The organism is Arthrobacter alkaliphilus, assembly GCF_021483235.1.
Lineage (GTDB): Bacteria > Actinomycetota > Actinomycetes > Actinomycetales > Micrococcaceae > Arthrobacter > Arthrobacter alkaliphilus.
The window spans coordinates 69,935-87,350 of the sequence record NZ_JAKEEC010000011.1 but is presented as its reverse complement, the minus strand read 5'-3'; the positions used below and the strand labels follow the sequence as shown (position 1 = coordinate 87,350).

The window sequence follows — 17,416 nt, the reverse complement described above, 5'->3', positions numbered from 1 at the left end:
GGATTCGCTCCTAGACTTTCTGCCAGCGGCTGGACTCTGCGGCGCTGGCTTCAACGGCGGCCAGCACTTTTTGCACTTGCAAGGCATCAGCGAACGACGGCGAGGGCTGCTCACCTGCGCCGATCGCGGTCACGAGGTCCACCACTTGGTGCGTGAAGCCGTGTTCGTATCCGAGGCCGTGCCCGGTGGGCCACCAATTGCCGACATAGGGGTGCTCAGGTTCCGTGACGAAGATCCGGCGGAACCCTGCGTCGGGCGATTCGGCCGCGTCGTAGAAGGACAGGACATTCATGTCCTCGAAATCGAACGCCAACGATGCCTTGGTGCCGTTGACCTCCAGGCGCATGGCGTTCTTCCGTCCCAGCGCGAAACGCGTGGCCTCGAAAACCCCGACGGCGCCCGCTGAATTGCCGCCGCCGTCGAACCTTGCGCTGAAAATGGCGGCGTCATCGACCGTGACCGTGCCGCGCGGCGCATCCGCGCCGACGTCGCCATGGCCGCCCAGTCCCACGAGGTCTCCGGCCAACGGTCGCTCGTGGACGAACGTTTCCAGGAGCGCGGAAACGCCTGAGATCTGCTGCCCGGTGACCCACTGCGCGGCGTCGATGCTGTGTGCTCCGATGTCGCCCAAGGAACCCGACCCGGACTTGGACTTGTCCAGCCGCCAGGTCATGGGAGCGTTTTCGTCACTGAGCCAGTCCTGCAGGTACTGTGCCCGCACGTGCCGGATGGTTCCCAGCCGGCCTTCTTCGACCATCCGCCGGGCCAGGGACAACGCCGGAGTGCGGCGGTAGCTGAAGCCGCACATCGAGAGCACGCCGCGTTCCGCCGCGGCTTGGGCGGCCTCGGTCATGCGCTCCGCCTGCTCCACCGAGTTGGCCAGGGGCTTCTCGCAGAGCACATGCTTGCCGGCCGCCAGGGCCGCGATCGCGATCTCCTCGTGGGTATTCCCGGGGGTGCATATGTCGATCAGGTCGATGTCGTCCCGCTCGACGAGCCGGCGCCAATCCGTCTCCACCGAACCCCAGCCGAGCTTGCCCGCAGCCGCCCGCACGCCTTCTTCGTTCCGGCCGCAAAGCGCTGTGAGCTGCGGATCCAGCGGAAGGTCGAAGAACCGCGGCGCTGTCCGCCAGGCGTGGGAGTGGGCGGCACCCATGAATGCGTAGCCGACCATGCCGACCCGCAAGGGCTTTGCCGTAGTCATTGTGTTTCCTTTCATGCTTGCTCGAAGCGTTGGCTACTTGCTGAATCCTGCGGTCAACCCGCTGAGCAGTTGGCGGCGGGCCACCACGTAGATCACCAGCAGCGGCAAGGTGGCGAGGACCACGGACGCCAGCACGGCCGGGATGTTGACGCTGAACTCGCCCTGGAACGTCCAGAGGGACAGCGGCAGGACGCGGGTGGACGGGCTTTGCGTCAGGATCAGCGGGAAGAGGAATCCGTTCCAAACGCCGAGGGCGTTGTAGATTCCCACGGTCACGACGGCGGGACGCGTCATGGGAAGCGCGAGCCGCCACATCATGGCCCAGTCCGAGCAACCGTCGAGCCGCATGGACTCGAACAATTCATTGGGGACGTCCCGCAGGAAGTTGCTCAGGATGAGGACGGAAATGGGAATGGCGAACGCGATGGAGGGCAGGATCAGCGCCAACAAGGTGTCATAGAGATGCGCCTTGGTGATCATCCAGTAGATAGGAATGATCGTGGCGTGCAGCGGGATGGCCAAACCCAGGAGGAACGTGTTGTTCGTCCAGGTCAGGAACCGGCCCTTCCCTCGCACGATCGCATACGCGGCCATGAAGGAGACCAGGAGTGCCGGCACCACGCTACCGATTGTGACGATCAGGCTGTTGGAGAAATACCTGGTGAAGTCGTTGTCCAGGACCAGTTTGAAGTTGTCCAGGGTCGGTTCGGTGGGCGGCATCATCGGGTTCGAGGTGAAGAACCCGGCCTGGTCCTTCAGGCTGGTCACTACGACGTAGTAGATAGGGACGATGATGATCGCCAGCCAGAGCCAACCGCCCAGTCCGCCCAGGTAGTTGGGCCGGAGCCGTCCGGGACCTTTGGCGCCCTTTGATCGCTGACCGTGCTTGTGGCCGTGCTTATGGCCTTGCTTGTTGCTCAGAGCGGTCCGCCTTGCCGGCGGCGCGGGAACCTGGGTTGTGGAAGCCATCAGGCACCTTCCAATTGACTAGCGTTGCGGTTCTTGCCACCGAGCCTTTGCAGAAGGAGCGCCAGGGCAAGGCCGATCACCACGAGGATGACGCCCAGGGCACTTGCCGCTCCCATATCGTTGGCCTTGAAACCGGTCAGGTACATGTGCAGCGGCAGCAGCCGCGTGGAGTAGCCGGGCCCTCCGCCGGTGAGGACGAAGACGAGGTCGAAGTAGGCCAAGGAGCCGACCACCATAAGGGTGGAGGACGTGATGATGGTGTACTTCAACTGGGGCAGGGTGATGGCGAAGAACTGCTGGACGCGCCCAGCGCCATCGATTTGCGCGGCTTCGTACAGCGACGCCGGGATCTGGCGTACACCGCCTTGGTAGATGAGCGTGTGAAACGGGACAAACTGCCAGGCGATGACGAAGACGACGACGAACAACACCAAATCCGAGTTGCCGAGCCAGTCCTGGGCGAGGAATGGAAGGCCCAAGCCCGGACCGAGCCCGAAGTTCGGGTCCAAGAGGGCCTTAAAAGCGATGGCGACGGCAGCGGAAGACAGCAGCAGCGGCACGAAGTAAAGGACGGCGAGGGCCGCGCGGTATTTCTGGGACGCGGACGTGAACACTCCGAGGAGCAGGCTGATGGGGGCTTGGACGATGAACGAGAAGAACATGATCTTCGCGGTGACCCACAGGGCGTTGCCGGTGACGGGGTCGGTCAGGACCGTAGTCCAACTGGACAAGCCGTCCAGCTTGATTTCGCCCAGCCCGTCCCATTTGGTGAAGCTGAGGAAAAGCACTCCGAAGAGCGGGATGATGGCGAAGATGAGAAAGAAGACGAGGGCTGGTGCGGCCAGCCACCCCGACGGGCCCTTTTCAAGGACCCGCCGGGAAGAACCGGTTGAGGTAGACACTGGCTACTTTCCGATCGTTGCGTTCATGCTTGAGACGAACTGATCGGGGCTGATCTTCTTCAGGAAGATCTGGTCCAGGTTCGCCAACATGGCGTCTCCCTGGGCGGGGCTGAGGGCCTGGTCCCAGGAGAGGGTGAAGGTCGGGGCGTTCTTGGCCATGCCATAGACGTAGCTGAGGAAGTCCTTGTCCGGCGATGCGGCCAATTTGCTTTCGATTCCCGTGATCACGGGAACTGCCCCTGAGTCGATCAATGCCTGGGTGTCGGCGTCGGTGAACATCCCGCTCTTGACGTAGTCGAGTGCTGCCTTCTTTTGGCTATCAGTGGCCTTTGAAGAGATCGACCAGAAGTTGGACGGATTGCCCACGACGTCGGCAGGATCGCCCTTGCCGCCGGAAACCGTCGGGAAGGTGGTGAAGCCCAGCTTGCCACCCTTGACGAAGCCAGCGGCATCCTTCTTCATGCTCTGATAGATCCACCCGCCCTGCAGGATCATGGCGGCCTTGCCGGTGTAGAGGAGGGCCTGGTCCGCGTTGCTGTCGGCGGCAATGGAAGAGAAGCCGTTGACGAAGCCGCCTGCGTCCACGAGTTCCTGGATCTTGGTCAGGGCTTCCTTGACGGCCGGGTCGGACCAGGCGCCTGGCTTGTTCGCGGCGATGTTCGCGAAGACCTCGGGTCCGCCGATGCGCTCAACGAGGTATTCGAGCCACATGAGGTCCGGCCACTTGGACTGGCCACCCAAAGAGAAGGGTGCGATGCCGGCTGCCTTGAACTTCGGCACCAGGGCCATCAGTTCGTCCCACGTCTTCGGTGCCTGTGCACCGATCTTGTCGAAGACGTCCTTATTGAAGTACAGGACAACGGGCTGCACGTTGTTGTTGGGCAGGGCATATGTCTTACCGTCGATCACGCCGTTCTTGAGCACGGACGGCAGGTAGCGGTTCTTGACATCGGGGTTTGACGCTACGAAATCAGACAGGTCGGCAACTTGGCCGGCGTCCACATAGGACTTCAGCACGCCGCCGCCCCAACCGTAAATAAAGGTGGGTCCCTGGCCGGCGCCGACGGCGGTGCGCACCTTGGTCTTGTACGCGTCGTTCGCGAAGAAGTCGAGCTTGATTGTCTCGTCTGGGTGGGCTTTGTTCCATGCATCGATGGACTTCTGGAGCACGGGCTGGTTGCCGCCCGTGAGGCCCCACATGGTGGCCGAATCTGCGTTTCCTGCTGAACTTGCCGGTCCGCTTGATCCGCAGGCCGCGAGTGAGATCGATACGGCCGCAGCAGTGACGGCGATCGCTGCTGAGCGCAACGCGAGTTTTACCATTGCAATTCCATTCGTCCTCCGGGCTCGACGCTGATTGCCCGGCTATTGGTTTCGGAGTCCGGCCCTCGGGGAGCGAGGCCGCACTGCCGCTGAATATGCTTGACCCCAAATCTCGAAATATTTCGAAGATCTTTTCGGTCCGTTAGGCAAACTTAGCTGTGGTGTGGATCACCGTCAAGGTGCTTCCGGCATAAAGTTCAACTCATTTACGAAATGACGTTTGACTCTTCCTGCTGCACACCTCAGACTTGGGTCAACGAAATATTTCGAAAGAGTTGAGGATCCATGGCCAGCAATGAGAGTCCCGCGAAGGTGACATTGGCCGCCATCGCCCGGGAAGCGGGCGTCTCGATGCCGACCGTGTCCAAGGTGGTCAATGGACGCGAAGACGTCGCCGCTGGTACCCGCGCCAAAGTCCTGACCGCCTTGGAGCGGACTGGATACAAGTCACCGCTTCAGCGCAAGAACATCGAGACCCGCCGGCCGGTGGTGGAGGTAGTGTTCGACACCTTGAATTCGGCGTATGGAGTGGAAGTGCTCAATGGCGTGATGGCACATGCGGCCGCCTCCGACGTCGAGGTCCTGCTCCACATCACGGGCCAGCAGTCGGCGTCGAAGTTGAGCCTTGAGCAACGGGCGCAGCGGATCGTCGAAGAAGGCCGCAGCGGCATGATCGTGGTGACCTCTGCGTTCAGTTCTGCCCAGCTGGATCCATTTCGACGGCGGCAGATACCTATCGTTGTCATTGACCCGCTCAACCCGCCGCCCGGCGACGTGGTCAGCGTGGGCGCCAGCAACTGGGCGGGCGGCAAAGCTGCAACAGCCCATCTGCTGGACCTGGGGCACCGCCGGATAGCGTACTTGGGTGGACCGGAAGCAGCGGAGTGCAACCAGGCCCGCCTGCACGGCTACATGGCGGCACTGATGGCGAAAGGGGTGCCCGTCGAGGAGCGCTACATCCTCTCCGGACCCTTCCGCTCCGAACACGGTGTAACGGGAATGAAAACCCTGCTTCAACTCGAAGAGCGCCCAACGGCCATCTTTGCCGCCAGCGACAGCATCGCCTTGGGCGTGCTCGCCGAGGCGCGGCGGCAAAAGATCCGCATCCCGGACGACATCAGCGTGGTGGGATTCGACGGAACCTACCAAGCGGAGGAGTCGGTGCCGCCGCTGACTTCCGTGTCCCAGCCACTGCAGGAAATGGGCCGGGCCGCCCTGCGCTTCGTGCTTCGCCAAATCCGCGGTGACGCCTTGGACTCGCGGCGCGTGGAACTCGCCACGCATCTCGTGGTCCGCGAATCAACGGCCCCGCCGGCGTCGGTGCAGTGAACCGGCGTCGACGGTGCAGGCGAGTCAGTGGTGGACGCTGGTCCTCTTGAACCGTCCAGGGACCTCCACGTAGTAGACGGATCCCGCGGTGGGAAGGAAGAACCGGTGCCCCGCGTGCCGGATGGGCTGGTAGTCATGGCCGAAGGGGTCATGCACTGTGACCCGTTCGAGGTGGTCCGAATGTGCGAGGAGGCTGTTGACCTCCTGGAGCGTCGCCGGGTGGGTTACTTCGCCGTCTGCCTCCAGGATCCACGGTGCGCCCGAGGTCCTGCCCGCGTGTTCGAGGTAGAGCATTTCAAATAGCCCCGAAAGGAGGGCCTCGAGCGTTGTCGGGTAGAACCGCTGCAAGGGATGGCTCTGCATGTTCCTCCGCTGGTTGTTCGCCCACGCTTGGCGGAGCCAGTTGAATTCAACGGTGCCCAAGGAGGGGCCCAGGCGCAGGTGCCTGTCACTATCCATTGTCAGGCGGTAGTCGTGGCCGGCCCGGTCAACAATGCATGCTGCCTCGTCAACGTATTCCAAGTCGTCGAGCATGGCTGTCTCGGACGGGTAGTACGAGAAGTCACCGACGTCATCCACCACCACATAGTCGTTCATCATGACGCCAACTCCTGCGAGGGACTCGTCCACGGCCCGGGTGGCCGTGGATTCCTCCCTCGATCAGACCACCGAATGGATCCGCCAGAAGCGGTCTTAATGCTTTCCATATACGGCCGGCCGGAGTTTTAGCGCTCTCTTAACGGCTCAGTGCCTTCCGACGCCCGGTCACATCCGGCGGTATTTCCCACGACGCGCGGTCACGTCTGGCCGTGTTTCCGGCGACGCCCGGTCACGTCTGGCGGTGTTTCCCACGACGCGAGGTCACATCCGGCGGTGTTTCCCACGACGCGCGGTCACGTCAGGTGAGCGGACGATTGAGCTCAAGGGCCGAGATCTGACCGAGGGTCGAGGTTTTGCACGCCATATGTGAGTGAGCGTCCGTGCCCGACAACGCGCGGTCACATCTGGCGGTGTTTCCCACGACGCGAGGTCACATCCGGCGGTGTTCCCGACGACGCCCGGTCACATCCGGTGGTATTTCCGACGACGCGCGGTCACGTCTGGTGAGCGGACGATTGAGCTCAAGGGCCGAGATCTGACCGAGGGTCGAGGTTTTGCACGCCATATGTGAGTGAGCGTCCGTGCCCGACAACGCGCGGTCACATCTGGCGGTGTTTCCCACGACGCGAGGTCACATCCGGCGGTGTTTCCCACGACGCGCGGTCACGTCAGGTGAGCGGACGATTGAGCTCAAGGCCCGAGATCTGACCGAGGGTTGGGGTCTTGCACCTCATCTGTGAGTAGGCGTCCGTATTCGGCGACGCCCGCTCACATCCGGCGGTATTTCCCACGACGCCCGGTCACATCCGGTGCTCAGCCGACGTGCACCCAGGGCCGCCGCGTGACGTCGGGTTCGGCTTCACGCAGGACTTCGCGGGTGACCGGAGCGATCTCCCCTTCGCCGAGGAACAGGAACTTCAGGAGATTGATGACCGGGTTGCCTTCGGTCCAGCGGAAGTAGATGTGCGGCATGAGACCAGTCACGTCGCGGATGTGGAGGAGCACCGAGGCGATGGTGTTGGGGATCACGGGGCCGTGGACTTCCAGGATCTGGTATCCGTGCCGAACCACGCCGTGGACTTCGAGCGCCGTTTCGAAGTCGGAGGAATCGTCCACGATCACTTCCAGGAAGAGGGCCTGCTGGTCCAAGGGCAGGTGGCTGACCTCAATCGCCGATGTCAGCTTCTCACGGTAGGCCTCGGCCGTGATCCTGCGCGGTTCATGGGAGATGATCGCCAAGGGTCCATCCAACGCATTGGACATGAACTCCAATGCCTGGCGGTCCAGGTGCACGTGGGTGGCGTGCAGTTCAAAGGAACGCCGGATCCTGGAAAGCAGGGAGATCACGATGATCCCGACGATAAAGATCGCCGCGATCCGGATGCCCTCGGGACGCTCGAACATGTTGGCGACCGTGGTGTAGAGGAAGACCACTGCGATGACGCCGAATCCGATCGTGCGCTTGCGCTCCCTGAAGCGGCGTGCCGAGAGCGTCACCGCCACGGCTGCCGAGGTCATCAGGACCAGCACGCCGGTGGCGTACGCGCCACCCTGGGCGTCGACGTCGGCGTTGAACAGGAACGTGATGAGGAAACCGATGAGGGTGAACACCAAGACCAACGGGCGCACTGCTTTGGCCCATTCGGGGGCCATGCCGTAGCGGGGGAGGTAGCGGGGAACGAGGTTGAGCAGCCCGGCCATGGCCGAGGCCCCGGCGAACCAGAGGATGGTGATGGTGCTCAAGTCGTAGACGGTGCCGAAGCCCACTCCGAGGTATTCGTGCGCGAGGAAGGCAAGCGCACGGCCGTTTGCCTGGCCGTCAGGCTGGAACTCCTTCTCCGGGATCAGCACCACCGTGATGAAGCTGGTGGCAAGCAGGAACGAGCTCATGATCACCGCGGCTGACGTGAGCAGCCTCCGGGCGCCCTTGATGCGGGCCAAGGGTTTCTCCTCGGTGTCTCCCGGCGCCCCTTTGATCTGCGGCATGACTGCGACGCCGGTCTCGAAGCCCGACATGCCCAGTGCCAGTTTGGGGAAGACCAACAAAGCAATGCCGACAACCAGCAGCGGGTTTCCATGGGAGGCGGACAATGCGGCCCACCAGTTGGTGACCGCGACGGGGTGGGAAAGGACTTCAGCCATCGTGACCAATACGAGCACGACATTCAGGCTCAGATAGACGACGACGAGGGTAACGGCGACCCCGATCGCTTCCTTGAATCCCCGCAGGAACACGGCCGCGAGCAGTGCGAGCAGGAACAACGTGACCGCGACATTCTGTCCCTGCAACCAGTTGGGAGCAATCGGGTTCTGGATCAGGTGGGCGGTGGCATCCGCTGCGGACAGGGTCATGGTGATCATGAAGTCGGTCGCGGCGAAGCCCAGCAACACGAGGACGAACAACTTGCCCGTCCAGCGGGGCATCAAGCGCTCCAACATCGCGATCGATCCCTCACCGCGGGGGCTTTCGCCCGCAACCCGGTGGTACACCGGAAGGGCGCCAAGCAACGTGAGGCCAACCAGGACCAGGGTGGCGATCGGGGAGATCACGCCTGCGGCGAGTACGGCAATGGCCGGCGCATAACCCAGGCTGGAGAAATAGTCGACGCCGGTGAGGCACATGACCTGCCACCAGGAATGCTTCTTCAGATGGGCATCGCCCACCGCGCCAGGGCCTTGGTGCGTGCCTTTGGAGTCCTGGAGCCCGAACAGCAGCCATGTCCGCAAAGAGGCCATACCCCCGGGCCGTGGGGCCGAGGGATCAGCCGGGGGCCTGCTCAAGGTAGTCATGGTGTCCTTTCCGCGCGACGCGCAGGCACCGCGATCATTGCTGAACATAGCACCGTGCGCAGCTGTTTTCGCTGGTTGAAGCCGATCTTGATGAATCCTTAACAGCAATGTCCGCCGGACCATCATGCGCCCGTTAAGACGCCGTCAAGATTCGGACCCGCCGTGTTAAGGAACCATCAGGAACCGATTTTCGCCGCCTCCCAAGGAGTTGACTGACATCAGCCCCGCGAACGGGGCACGAATGAAAGGACGTTCCAGTGGCCGACGTGGCTGTTGTGGGGATCTTCGTGGTGTCCATGGGGATCGTGATGTGGATTGCCCGCCTTCTGGGCAAAATGATCGACGGCGACGGGCCGGTGAACGGGCAATGAGCGCTGACGCCATTATGTGGCTGGTCCTGTTTGTCGCGGGCCTGTGCCTCTTCGGTTACCTGTTGGCCGTGTTGATCCACCCGGAAAGGTGGTGATGGCGGATGGTTTTCAGTGTTGCCTCGTTCATTACCCAAGTGGCCGTCCTGTTGTTGCTCCTGGTGTTGGTGCACAAGCCGTTAGGCATCTATCTCGCCCGCGTGTTTGAAGGTACAAAATCGACGCGCGTGGAGCGGGTTTTCTACAGGTTGGCCGGAGTAGACCGGAACACTGAGCAGAGTTGGGCAATCTACCTGCGCAGTGTTTTGGTCTTTTCTTCGATATCGATCCTTGTGGTGTTCCTGCTCCAGCGCCTCCAAGGCGTCCTGCCTGGAAACAATTCCCTGCCTGGCGTAGATCCGTGGACCGCCATGAATACGGCCATCTCCTTTGCTACCAACACCAACTGGCAGGTGTACACCCCTGAGGCCACCATGGGTATCTTCGTCCAGATGTGCCTGCTGGCCGTCCAGAACTTCCTGTCTGCCGCCGTCGGAATCGTGGTGGTGGTCGCACTGATCCGTGGGATCGCGCGAACCCGGACGGACAGGCTGGGGAATTTCTGGGTGGACCTCGCCCGTACCTCGTTCCGGGTTCTGCTTCCGATGGCTGCCATCGCTGCCATCGTGATGTTGATTGGCGGCGTCGAGCAGACTTTCTGGTCCACCGACGTCACCAACCAGGCAGCAGGTATCACCCAGACGATCCCGGGCGGACCGGTCGCATCCCAGGAAGCCATCAAGATCCTGGGCACCAACGGAGGCGGCTATTTCAATGCCAACTCAGCCCACCCGTTCGAGAACCCGAACGTCTTTATCAGCCTCTTCCAGGTCTTCCTGATCCTGCTCATCCCCTCGGCTTTGCCCTACGCCTACGGCCGCATGGTGGGTGACCAAAGGCAAGGTTACACGGTTGCCGCTGTCATGGGCACCCTCTGGCTTGCATCGACGGTCTTGATGGGCTGGGCTTTTGCCGGCGCTGAAGGAACTGCTACTGCGGCCGCGGGCGGTTTGGGTGAGGGTTTTGAGCAACGTTTCGGCGCCGCCCAAAGCTCGATCTTCGCCACGGCCACCACGCTGACGTCCACGGGTGCCATCAACGTCGCCCACGATTCCATCCCGCCCATGGCCGGCGGGATCACCATGCTGAACATGATGCTCGGCGAAGTGGCCCCGGGTGGCACGGGATCAGGTCTCTACGGCCTGCTCATCCTCGCCATTGTTTCGGTCTTCATTGCCGGACTGATGGTGGGCCGCACCCCGGAGTTCCTGGGCAAGAAGATCGGACCCCGGGAAATGAAGCTGACGGCGATGTACATCCTCGTGACACCCACCATTGTGCTGGCCACGGCCGGGGTGACGGTCCTGCTGCCGGATGCCATGGCCAACGCACCAGCCTCGGGGCCACACCAGTTCAGCGAAGTGCTGTACGCCTTTACGTCGGCCGCGAACAACAACGGTTCGGCCTTTGCAGGGATTACAAGCTCCGGCCCTTACCTGTCCTCGGTGATTGGGGTTGCGATGCTGCTGGGCCGGTTCCTGCCCATGGTGTTGGTGCTGGCCTTGGCGGGATCCCTCGCCAAACAACCCAAGATCCCGGCATCGTCCGGCACCGTCCCCACGCACGGTTGGCTCTTCGGTTCCCTCTTGCTCAGCGTGACCGTCATCATGACCGCTTTGAGCTACTTCCCGGCCCTCTCCCTGGGCCCCCTCGCAGAAGGACTCCTCAAATGACCAAGTCCGGTACGGCATTCGCCAAGGACACCGCCCAGACCTACGCGGACGGCAACCCCCTGGGCACGCCGGGGGAGCATAAACACCACACCAAGGCACCGGCCAAGCTGGACTTTGCCAGCATCAGGACTGCCCTGCCGCTTGCGGTCAGGAAGCTGGCACCCCGGCAGATGATCCATTCCCCGGTCATGTTCACTGTGCTGGTGGGCGCGGCCCTGTGCACGGCCATCTGCATTCTCAAGCCGGCTGTGTTCGGCATCGCGGTGACGGTCTGGCTCTGGCTGACCGTGCTTTTCGGGACCCTGTCCGAAGCCATCGCAGAAGGCCGCGGCAAGGCCCAGGCAGACAGCCTGCGCGCCAGCCGGAAGGGCGTGGTTGCCAGGCTTCAGCTGGCGGACGGCACCCTCAAGGAAGTGCCGGGGACGGAACTGCGGAAGAACGACGTCGTGATTTGCGAAGCCGGGGACGTCATCCCCTCGGACGGCGAAATCATCGAAGGCCTGGCGAGCGTTGACGAATCCACGATCACCGGTGAGTCGGCACCCGTCATTCGCGAATCCGGCGGGGACCGCTCCTCAGTGACCGGCGGTACCAAAGTCCTCTCCGACCGCATCGTCATCCGGATCACGGCCGAGGCGGGCGAAACGTTCATCGACCGGATGATCAAGCTCGTAGAAGGGGCCGTCCGGCAGAAGACACCGAACGAAATTGCCCTCCACGTCCTCCTGGTCTCCCTGACCATCGTGTTCCTTGCAGTCACCGTGAGCCTGGCACCCTTCGCTTCCCTGGCGGGCGCAACGCCGTCGCCGATTGTCCTGGTGGCGCTGCTTGTCTGCCTGATCCCCACCACCATCGGCGCGCTCGTTCCGGCTATCGGCATCGCGGGCATGGACCGCCTGGTACAACACAACGTGCTGGCCACGTCCGGCCGGGCCGTGGAGACTGCCGGAGACATCACGACGCTGCTGCTCGACAAGACCGGGACCATCACCTACGGCAACCGCCGCGCGGTCAACTTCTTCCCGGCGCACGACGTCGACCGGAAGGAACTCATTGAAGCGGCCCGGCTTTCCAGCTTGGCCGACGAGACACCCGAGGGCCGTTCCATCGTGGAACTCGCGGAAGAAAAGGGCATCGGCGGGCCGGACTTGGCTGAGCTCCTGAAAAGCTCGGAGGACTTCGCTGTGGTTGAGTTCAGCGCCAGCACACGCATGAGCGGCTTGGACTTTGACGGCCGGAAGATCCGCAAGGGCGCCGCGACCGCCGTCGCCAAGTTTGTCGCCGAGGCCGGCGGCCAAACGCCCGCCGAGGTCGATCACAAAGTGCAGGAAATCTCCGCCCAGGGCGGCACCCCGTTGTTGGTGGCCGGTGTGGCGCACGACGGCGGTGCCCGGGTCTTCGGCACGATCCACCTCGCCGACGTGGTCAAGCCGGGCATGCACGCCCGCTTCGCCGAACTTCGCCGGATGGGCATCCGGACCGTGATGATCACGGGCGACAACCCCATCACGGCCAAGGCGATCGCCGCGGAGTCCGGCGTCGACGACTTCGTTGCCGAAGCCACGCCGGAAGACAAGCTGGCGGTCATCAAGGATGAACAAGCCCACGGCCGCCTGGTGGCCATGACCGGTGACGGTACCAACGATGCGCCGGCGCTCGCCGCCGCGGATGTCGGCGTCGCGATGAACTTGGGAACGCCGGCGGCCAAGGAAGCTGCCAACATGGTGGACCTGGACTCCGATCCCACCAAGCTCATCAACATCGTGGGCATCGGCAAGCAGCTACTCATCACCCGCGGTGCCCTGACCACGTTCTCGGTGGCGAACGACGTCGCGAAGTACTTCGCCATCGTCCCGGCGCTGTTCACGGGAACGTTCCCGGGCCTCGGCCTCTTGAACATCATGGGCCTGGCGTCGCCGTCGTCGGCTATCTTGTCGGCGGTGATCTTCAACGCTTTGATCATCATCGCGCTGGTTCCGCTCGCACTGCGGGGCGTGAAGTACCGCGCTGTTTCGGCCAACCAGGCACTGGCCCGGAACCTGGCAATCTACGGGCTCGGCGGCCTCGTGGCACCTTTCATTGGGATCAAGCTCATCGACCTGCTGATTTCCCTCATCCCCGGTATCGGCTAAAGGAGACAACCATGAACACACTTTCCGGCTATCTTCGGCAAGCAGGCACTGCCCTCCGATTCCTGCTCCTGGCCACCGTGGTCCTTGGATTGCTCTACCCGCTGGTGATTTTCGGCATCGGCCAGGCAGTTGTGCCGTTCCAGGCCAATGGCTCGATCGTGAAGGACCCGGCCGGCAATCCCGCTGCTTCGGCCCTGATCGCGCAGGTCTCGGCGGACAACTCGGGCACCCAGAACCCTGCATGGTTCCACGCGCGCCCGTCCGCCGGCAAGTGGGATACGTCCAATTCCTCGGCGAGCAACCTGGGGCCCAACGATTCCAAACTGCTCGACGCCGTCAAAGCGGCTCGCACTGCAATTGCCGCTGCCGAGGGGGTCAAGGAGTCGGACGTACCCGCCGATGCCGTGACGGCCAGTGGATCAGGGCTGGATCCGCAGATCTCGGTCGCCTATGCCCGTATCCAAGTGCCCAGGGTTGCCAAGGCGCACGGGCTCAGCCCCGAGGCGGTGCAGGCAATGGTGGATCGGCGAACTGTTACGGGTCTTGAGGCCTTCTGGGGGCAGCCGTCCGTCAACGTCACCGAGCTGAACCTGGACGTTGCCGCGGCCGCGCCGGCCAAGTGAAGGAAATCCGCCACATCGGCATGGCCGGCCTTGCGGGCAACCGGCGCGTTCAACAAGTGAAAGAATGACCACATGGCACGGGCAACGTTGCGCATTTTCCTCGGGGCAGCCCCGGGGGTAGGGAAGACCTACGCCATGCTTGAAGAGGCCCACCGATTGAGCGGGCGCGGTGAAGACGTGGTGGTGGCCTTCGCCATGGACCATGGACGCAGCGACACCCGTGCCTTGATGGACGGACTGGAAATCATCCCGCCGCGCACCATCGCGTACCGGGACACCAGCTTTGAAGAGATGGACGTCGACGCGGTCCTGGCACGCAAGCCGGGCACCGCCGTCGTCGACGAATACGCACACTCGAACATTCCCGGGAGCCGCAACCCCAAGCGCTGGCAGGACGTCGAGGAACTGCTCGACGCCGGCATCAACGTTCTCTCCACCGTCAACATCCAGCACTTGGCTTCCCTCGGCGACGTCGTGGCTGCCATTACCGACGTCCGGCAGGCCGAGACAGTGCCCGACGACGTGGTGCGGCGCGCCGACCAAATCCACCTTGTGGACATCTCACCGGAGCTCTTGCGGCAGCGGCTGGGCGACGGCAAGATCTATTCGGCGGACAAGATCGACGCCGCCCTGTCCAACTATTTCCGGATGGGCAACCTGACGGCGTTGCGGGAACTGGCGCTGTTGTGGCTGGCCGACCGGGTGGACGAAGGGCTCGCAAAGTATCGTTCCGAACAGGGGATCGAGGCGAGCTGGCCCGCCCGCGAACGTATCGTCATCGGCCTGACAGGCGGCCCCGAAGGGGAGGTCCTGGTCCGCCGCGCCGCGCGGATCCTCAAGCGCGTCAACGGCGGCGACTTGCTCGCGGTGCACGTCCGAGCCGCGGATGGCGTCGCGTCGGAATCTCCCCAGGCGTTGGAAGCCCAGCGCCTTTTGGTCCGGGAGCTGGGGGGCAGCTACCACACGGTGGCGGGGGAGGACCCGGCGAAGGCCTTGCTCGACTTCGCCCGCAGCGTGAACGCAACGCAGATTGTCGTCGGCATTTCCCGACGCCGCAGCCTCGTCGCCCGTCTGACCGGCCGGGGGATCGGCAACAGGGTGGTGCGCGACTCCGGCGATATCGATGTGCATATGGTTTCGCATCCCCTGGGCGGTCGGGGCGTCGACCGTCCACGGCAACGGGACCTTGGCCGTGCCCGGGTGATCGTCGGCTTCGCGATGGCAGTTGTCGTGCCGGTTCTTTTGCAGCTCCTCCTGGCCGCGAGTCCCTCGCACAGCATCGCGACGGCCGTGCTCCTCCAGCTGACCGGCTCGGTTGCCGTTGCCTTGGTCGGCGGGTTGTGGCCCGCCCTGCTCGGTGCCCTATGGAGCAGCCTGTTGGTGAACTTCTTCTCTATACCGCCCGTGGGAACCTTGACCATCAGCGACCCGGACAACATCCTGGCGCTGCTGGTTTTCGTGGGCGTTTCAGCCGCTGTTGCGGCCGTGGTGGACGTCTCGGCCAGGCGCTCAAAGGAAGCCGCCCGCGCCCGTGCGGAGGCCACCACCCTCGGTGATCTCACCCGCGGGGCGTCGAGCGCCGAGGACACCGTCGAAGGACTCTTGAAGCAGGCGCTCGACGTGTTCCAGATGCGCGGCGCCGCACTGTACCGGGCCGGGGCCGCGGGCCCGGGGGGCGGCGGGGCTGCCGACGGCTGGCGCCTCGTCGCCAAAGCCGGGGAGGCGCCGCCGGGCTCTCCCGACAGCGCGGACAACATCGAACAGATCGACCCCGGAACCCGGCTGGTCCTGTCAGGCCGCATCCTGCCAGCCAGCGATCGTCGCCTACTCAGCGCCTTCGGCGCGCACCTCGCGGCCCAGCTCGAGCGGCGGCAATTGGCCGCGAGCCGTCGCGAGGTCATGCGCCTGGCTGAGAGCAACACCATGCGCACCTCCATCCTGCGCGCCGTTTCCCACGACTTGCGGACCCCACTCGCCGGCATCAAATTGGCCGTGGGCGGCCTGCGGCAAAGCAACGTCCACTACACGCCCGCGGAGGAACAGGAACTGCTGGCGACCATCGAGGAATGCTCGGACAGGCTGGACGTGCTGGTGGGGAACCTCCTCGACATGTCCCGCATTACCTCGGACTCCGTGGATGCATTGATCCGCCCGGTGCGCTGGTACGAGGTGATCCCCGCCGCGCTCCACGGCATACCTCCGGGACGGGTCCGCGTCGAGCTGCCGGGCAACATGCCGGAGGTCGACGCCGACTCCGGGATGCTGGAACGCGTCATCGCCAATATCGTTGAGAACGCCATCAAGTACGCTCCGGACTCCGATGTTGTGCTGGTGGGAGCCGCGGGCGGGTTCAGCTCCTCCACCTTGGACGGGAGGCCGTCCGGAGAGCTGCGCATCATCGACCACGGCCAAGGAGTCCCGGCCGAAAGCGTGGTCAGGATGTTCCAGCCATTCCAGCGGCTCAACGACGTCCCCTCCACCACCGGGGTGGGTTTGGGGCTCGCCGTGGCCAAGGGGTTCACGGAAGCGATGGGCGGCACCCTCACTGCGGAAGAGACGCCGGGCGGCGGCCTGACCATGGTGATCCGGCTGCCACTGTCCACCGGGGTGGCGTTCCCGCACGAGGAGGCCCAAGCTCCCATGGAAGCTCAATCGGTTCTTTTGGAGCGCCGCCACGTGGCGCCCAGTCCGGATAACGCCAGGGAGGCGAGATGAGCAACGTCCTCGTGGTGGACGACGACCCGCACATCGTCAAGGCCTTGCGGATTACCCTCCAGGCCCACGGCTACACGGTGGCCACCGCGTCCGACGGCGAATCGGCCTTGCGCTCCGCAGCCCAGCAGCCGGTGGGGGTCCTGATCCTCGACCTGGGGCTGCCGGACATCGACGGAACCACTGTCATCTCCCGCTTGCGCGAATGGAGCAGCGTACCCATCCTGGTCCTCTCCGCGAGGCACGGCTCCGACGACAAGGTGGAAGCCTTGGACGCCGGCGCGGACGACTTCGTCACCAAGCCATTCGGACTCGACGAGCTCCTCGCCCGCCTCCGTGCGATCCTCCGGCGCACCGCGGAACCAGGCGAAGAGCCTCCCGTGCTGGTCACTGAATCGTTCACCGCGGACCTTGCCATGCGGCGTGTCACGCGCGGGGGCGAGGACGTCCGGCTGACGCCGACGGAGTGGAGGATCCTGGATCTTCTCGTCCGCAATCCGGAGAAGCTGATCACCCAGCAGCAACTCCTCAGGGAGGTCTGGGGCCCGGCCTACGCGAAGGAAGCCAATTACTTGCGGGTGTACATGGCGCAGCTCCGGCGGAAACTCGAATTGGAGCCCGGGAACCCGCGCCACCTGATCACCGAATTAGGGATCGGGTACCGGTTCATGCCCTGACGGGTACGGGCGCAC

Annotated in this window: 13 protein-coding genes; 7 read left to right on the top strand and 6 right to left on the bottom strand. The window is 63.8% G+C overall.

Going from position 1 to position 17,416, the window contains the following annotated elements; all coding sequences use genetic code 11:
- Positions 1-10 precede the first annotated feature (10 nt).
- Genes L0B83_RS09935 through L0B83_RS09920 form a run of 4 tightly spaced genes read right to left on the bottom strand, consistent with a single transcriptional unit; the run spans position 11 to position 4,398 of the window.
- On the bottom strand, positions 11-1,204 hold the full coding sequence (locus tag L0B83_RS09935) for a Gfo/Idh/MocA family protein (protein ID WP_234758246.1): 1,194 nt from the start codon (positions 1,202-1,204) through the stop codon (positions 11-13).
- 33 nt (positions 1,205-1,237) lie between these two features.
- Positions 1,238-2,173, bottom strand: a complete 936-nt coding sequence (locus L0B83_RS09930; RefSeq protein ID WP_234758245.1) for a carbohydrate ABC transporter permease — start codon at positions 2,171-2,173, stop codon at positions 1,238-1,240.
- On the bottom strand, positions 2,173-3,075 hold the full coding sequence (locus tag L0B83_RS09925; protein ID WP_234758244.1) for a carbohydrate ABC transporter permease: 903 nt from the start codon (positions 3,073-3,075) through the stop codon (positions 2,173-2,175). The genes L0B83_RS09930 and L0B83_RS09925 overlap by 1 nt, the downstream gene beginning before the upstream one ends.
- Before the next feature lie 3 nt (positions 3,076-3,078).
- Positions 3,079-4,398, bottom strand: a complete 1,320-nt coding sequence (locus tag L0B83_RS09920) for an extracellular solute-binding protein (RefSeq protein WP_234758243.1) — start codon at positions 4,396-4,398, stop codon at positions 3,079-3,081.
- 285 nt (positions 4,399-4,683) lie between these two features.
- Between L0B83_RS09920 and L0B83_RS09915 the strand changes: the two genes are divergently transcribed.
- Positions 4,684-5,727, top strand: coding sequence for a LacI family DNA-binding transcriptional regulator (locus tag L0B83_RS09915; protein ID WP_234758242.1), 1,044 nt, complete (start codon positions 4,684-4,686; stop codon positions 5,725-5,727).
- A 24-nt stretch (positions 5,728-5,751) separates the two neighbouring features.
- Here L0B83_RS09915 and L0B83_RS09910 read toward each other — a convergent pair whose 3' ends face one another.
- Together L0B83_RS09910 and L0B83_RS09905 are read right to left on the bottom strand one after the other, a co-directional pair.
- Complete coding sequence (locus L0B83_RS09910; RefSeq protein ID WP_234758241.1) at positions 5,752-6,327, bottom strand: hypothetical protein; 576 nt, start codon at positions 6,325-6,327, stop codon at positions 5,752-5,754.
- A gap of 813 nt (positions 6,328-7,140) precedes the next feature.
- Positions 7,141-9,117, bottom strand: a complete 1,977-nt coding sequence (locus L0B83_RS09905; RefSeq protein ID WP_234758240.1) for an APC family permease — start codon at positions 9,115-9,117, stop codon at positions 7,141-7,143.
- A gap of 367 nt (positions 9,118-9,484) precedes the next feature.
- Here L0B83_RS09905 and L0B83_RS09900 point away from each other — a divergent pair, with 367 nt between their 5' ends.
- From L0B83_RS09900 to L0B83_RS09875, 6 genes are all read left to right on the top strand, one after another.
- The gene (locus tag L0B83_RS09900; RefSeq protein WP_308193976.1) at positions 9,485-9,583 is read left to right on the top strand and encodes a potassium-transporting ATPase subunit F; all 99 of its coding nucleotides are present in this window, start codon (positions 9,485-9,487) and stop codon (positions 9,581-9,583) included.
- A gap of 6 nt (positions 9,584-9,589) precedes the next feature.
- On the top strand, positions 9,590-11,257 hold the full coding sequence (gene kdpA, locus L0B83_RS09895) for a potassium-transporting ATPase subunit KdpA (RefSeq protein WP_234758239.1): 1,668 nt from the start codon (positions 9,590-9,592) through the stop codon (positions 11,255-11,257).
- Complete coding sequence (gene kdpB / locus L0B83_RS09890) at positions 11,254-13,389, top strand: potassium-transporting ATPase subunit KdpB (RefSeq protein ID WP_234758238.1); 2,136 nt, start codon at positions 11,254-11,256, stop codon at positions 13,387-13,389. The genes kdpA and kdpB overlap by 4 nt, the downstream gene beginning before the upstream one ends.
- Positions 13,390-13,400: 11 nt before the next feature.
- Positions 13,401-14,012, top strand: coding sequence for a K(+)-transporting ATPase subunit C (gene kdpC, locus L0B83_RS09885; RefSeq protein WP_234758237.1), 612 nt, complete (start codon positions 13,401-13,403; stop codon positions 14,010-14,012).
- 72 nt (positions 14,013-14,084) lie between these two features.
- The gene (locus tag L0B83_RS09880) at positions 14,085-16,727 is read left to right on the top strand and encodes a DUF4118 domain-containing protein (RefSeq protein ID WP_234758236.1); all 2,643 of its coding nucleotides are present in this window, start codon (positions 14,085-14,087) and stop codon (positions 16,725-16,727) included.
- Entirely contained in the window at positions 16,724-17,401 is a 678-nt protein-coding gene (locus L0B83_RS09875) for a response regulator (protein WP_234758235.1), read from the top strand. Before L0B83_RS09880 ends, L0B83_RS09875 begins: the two co-directional genes overlap by 4 nt.
- The last annotated feature ends 15 nt before the right edge of the window (positions 17,402-17,416 follow it).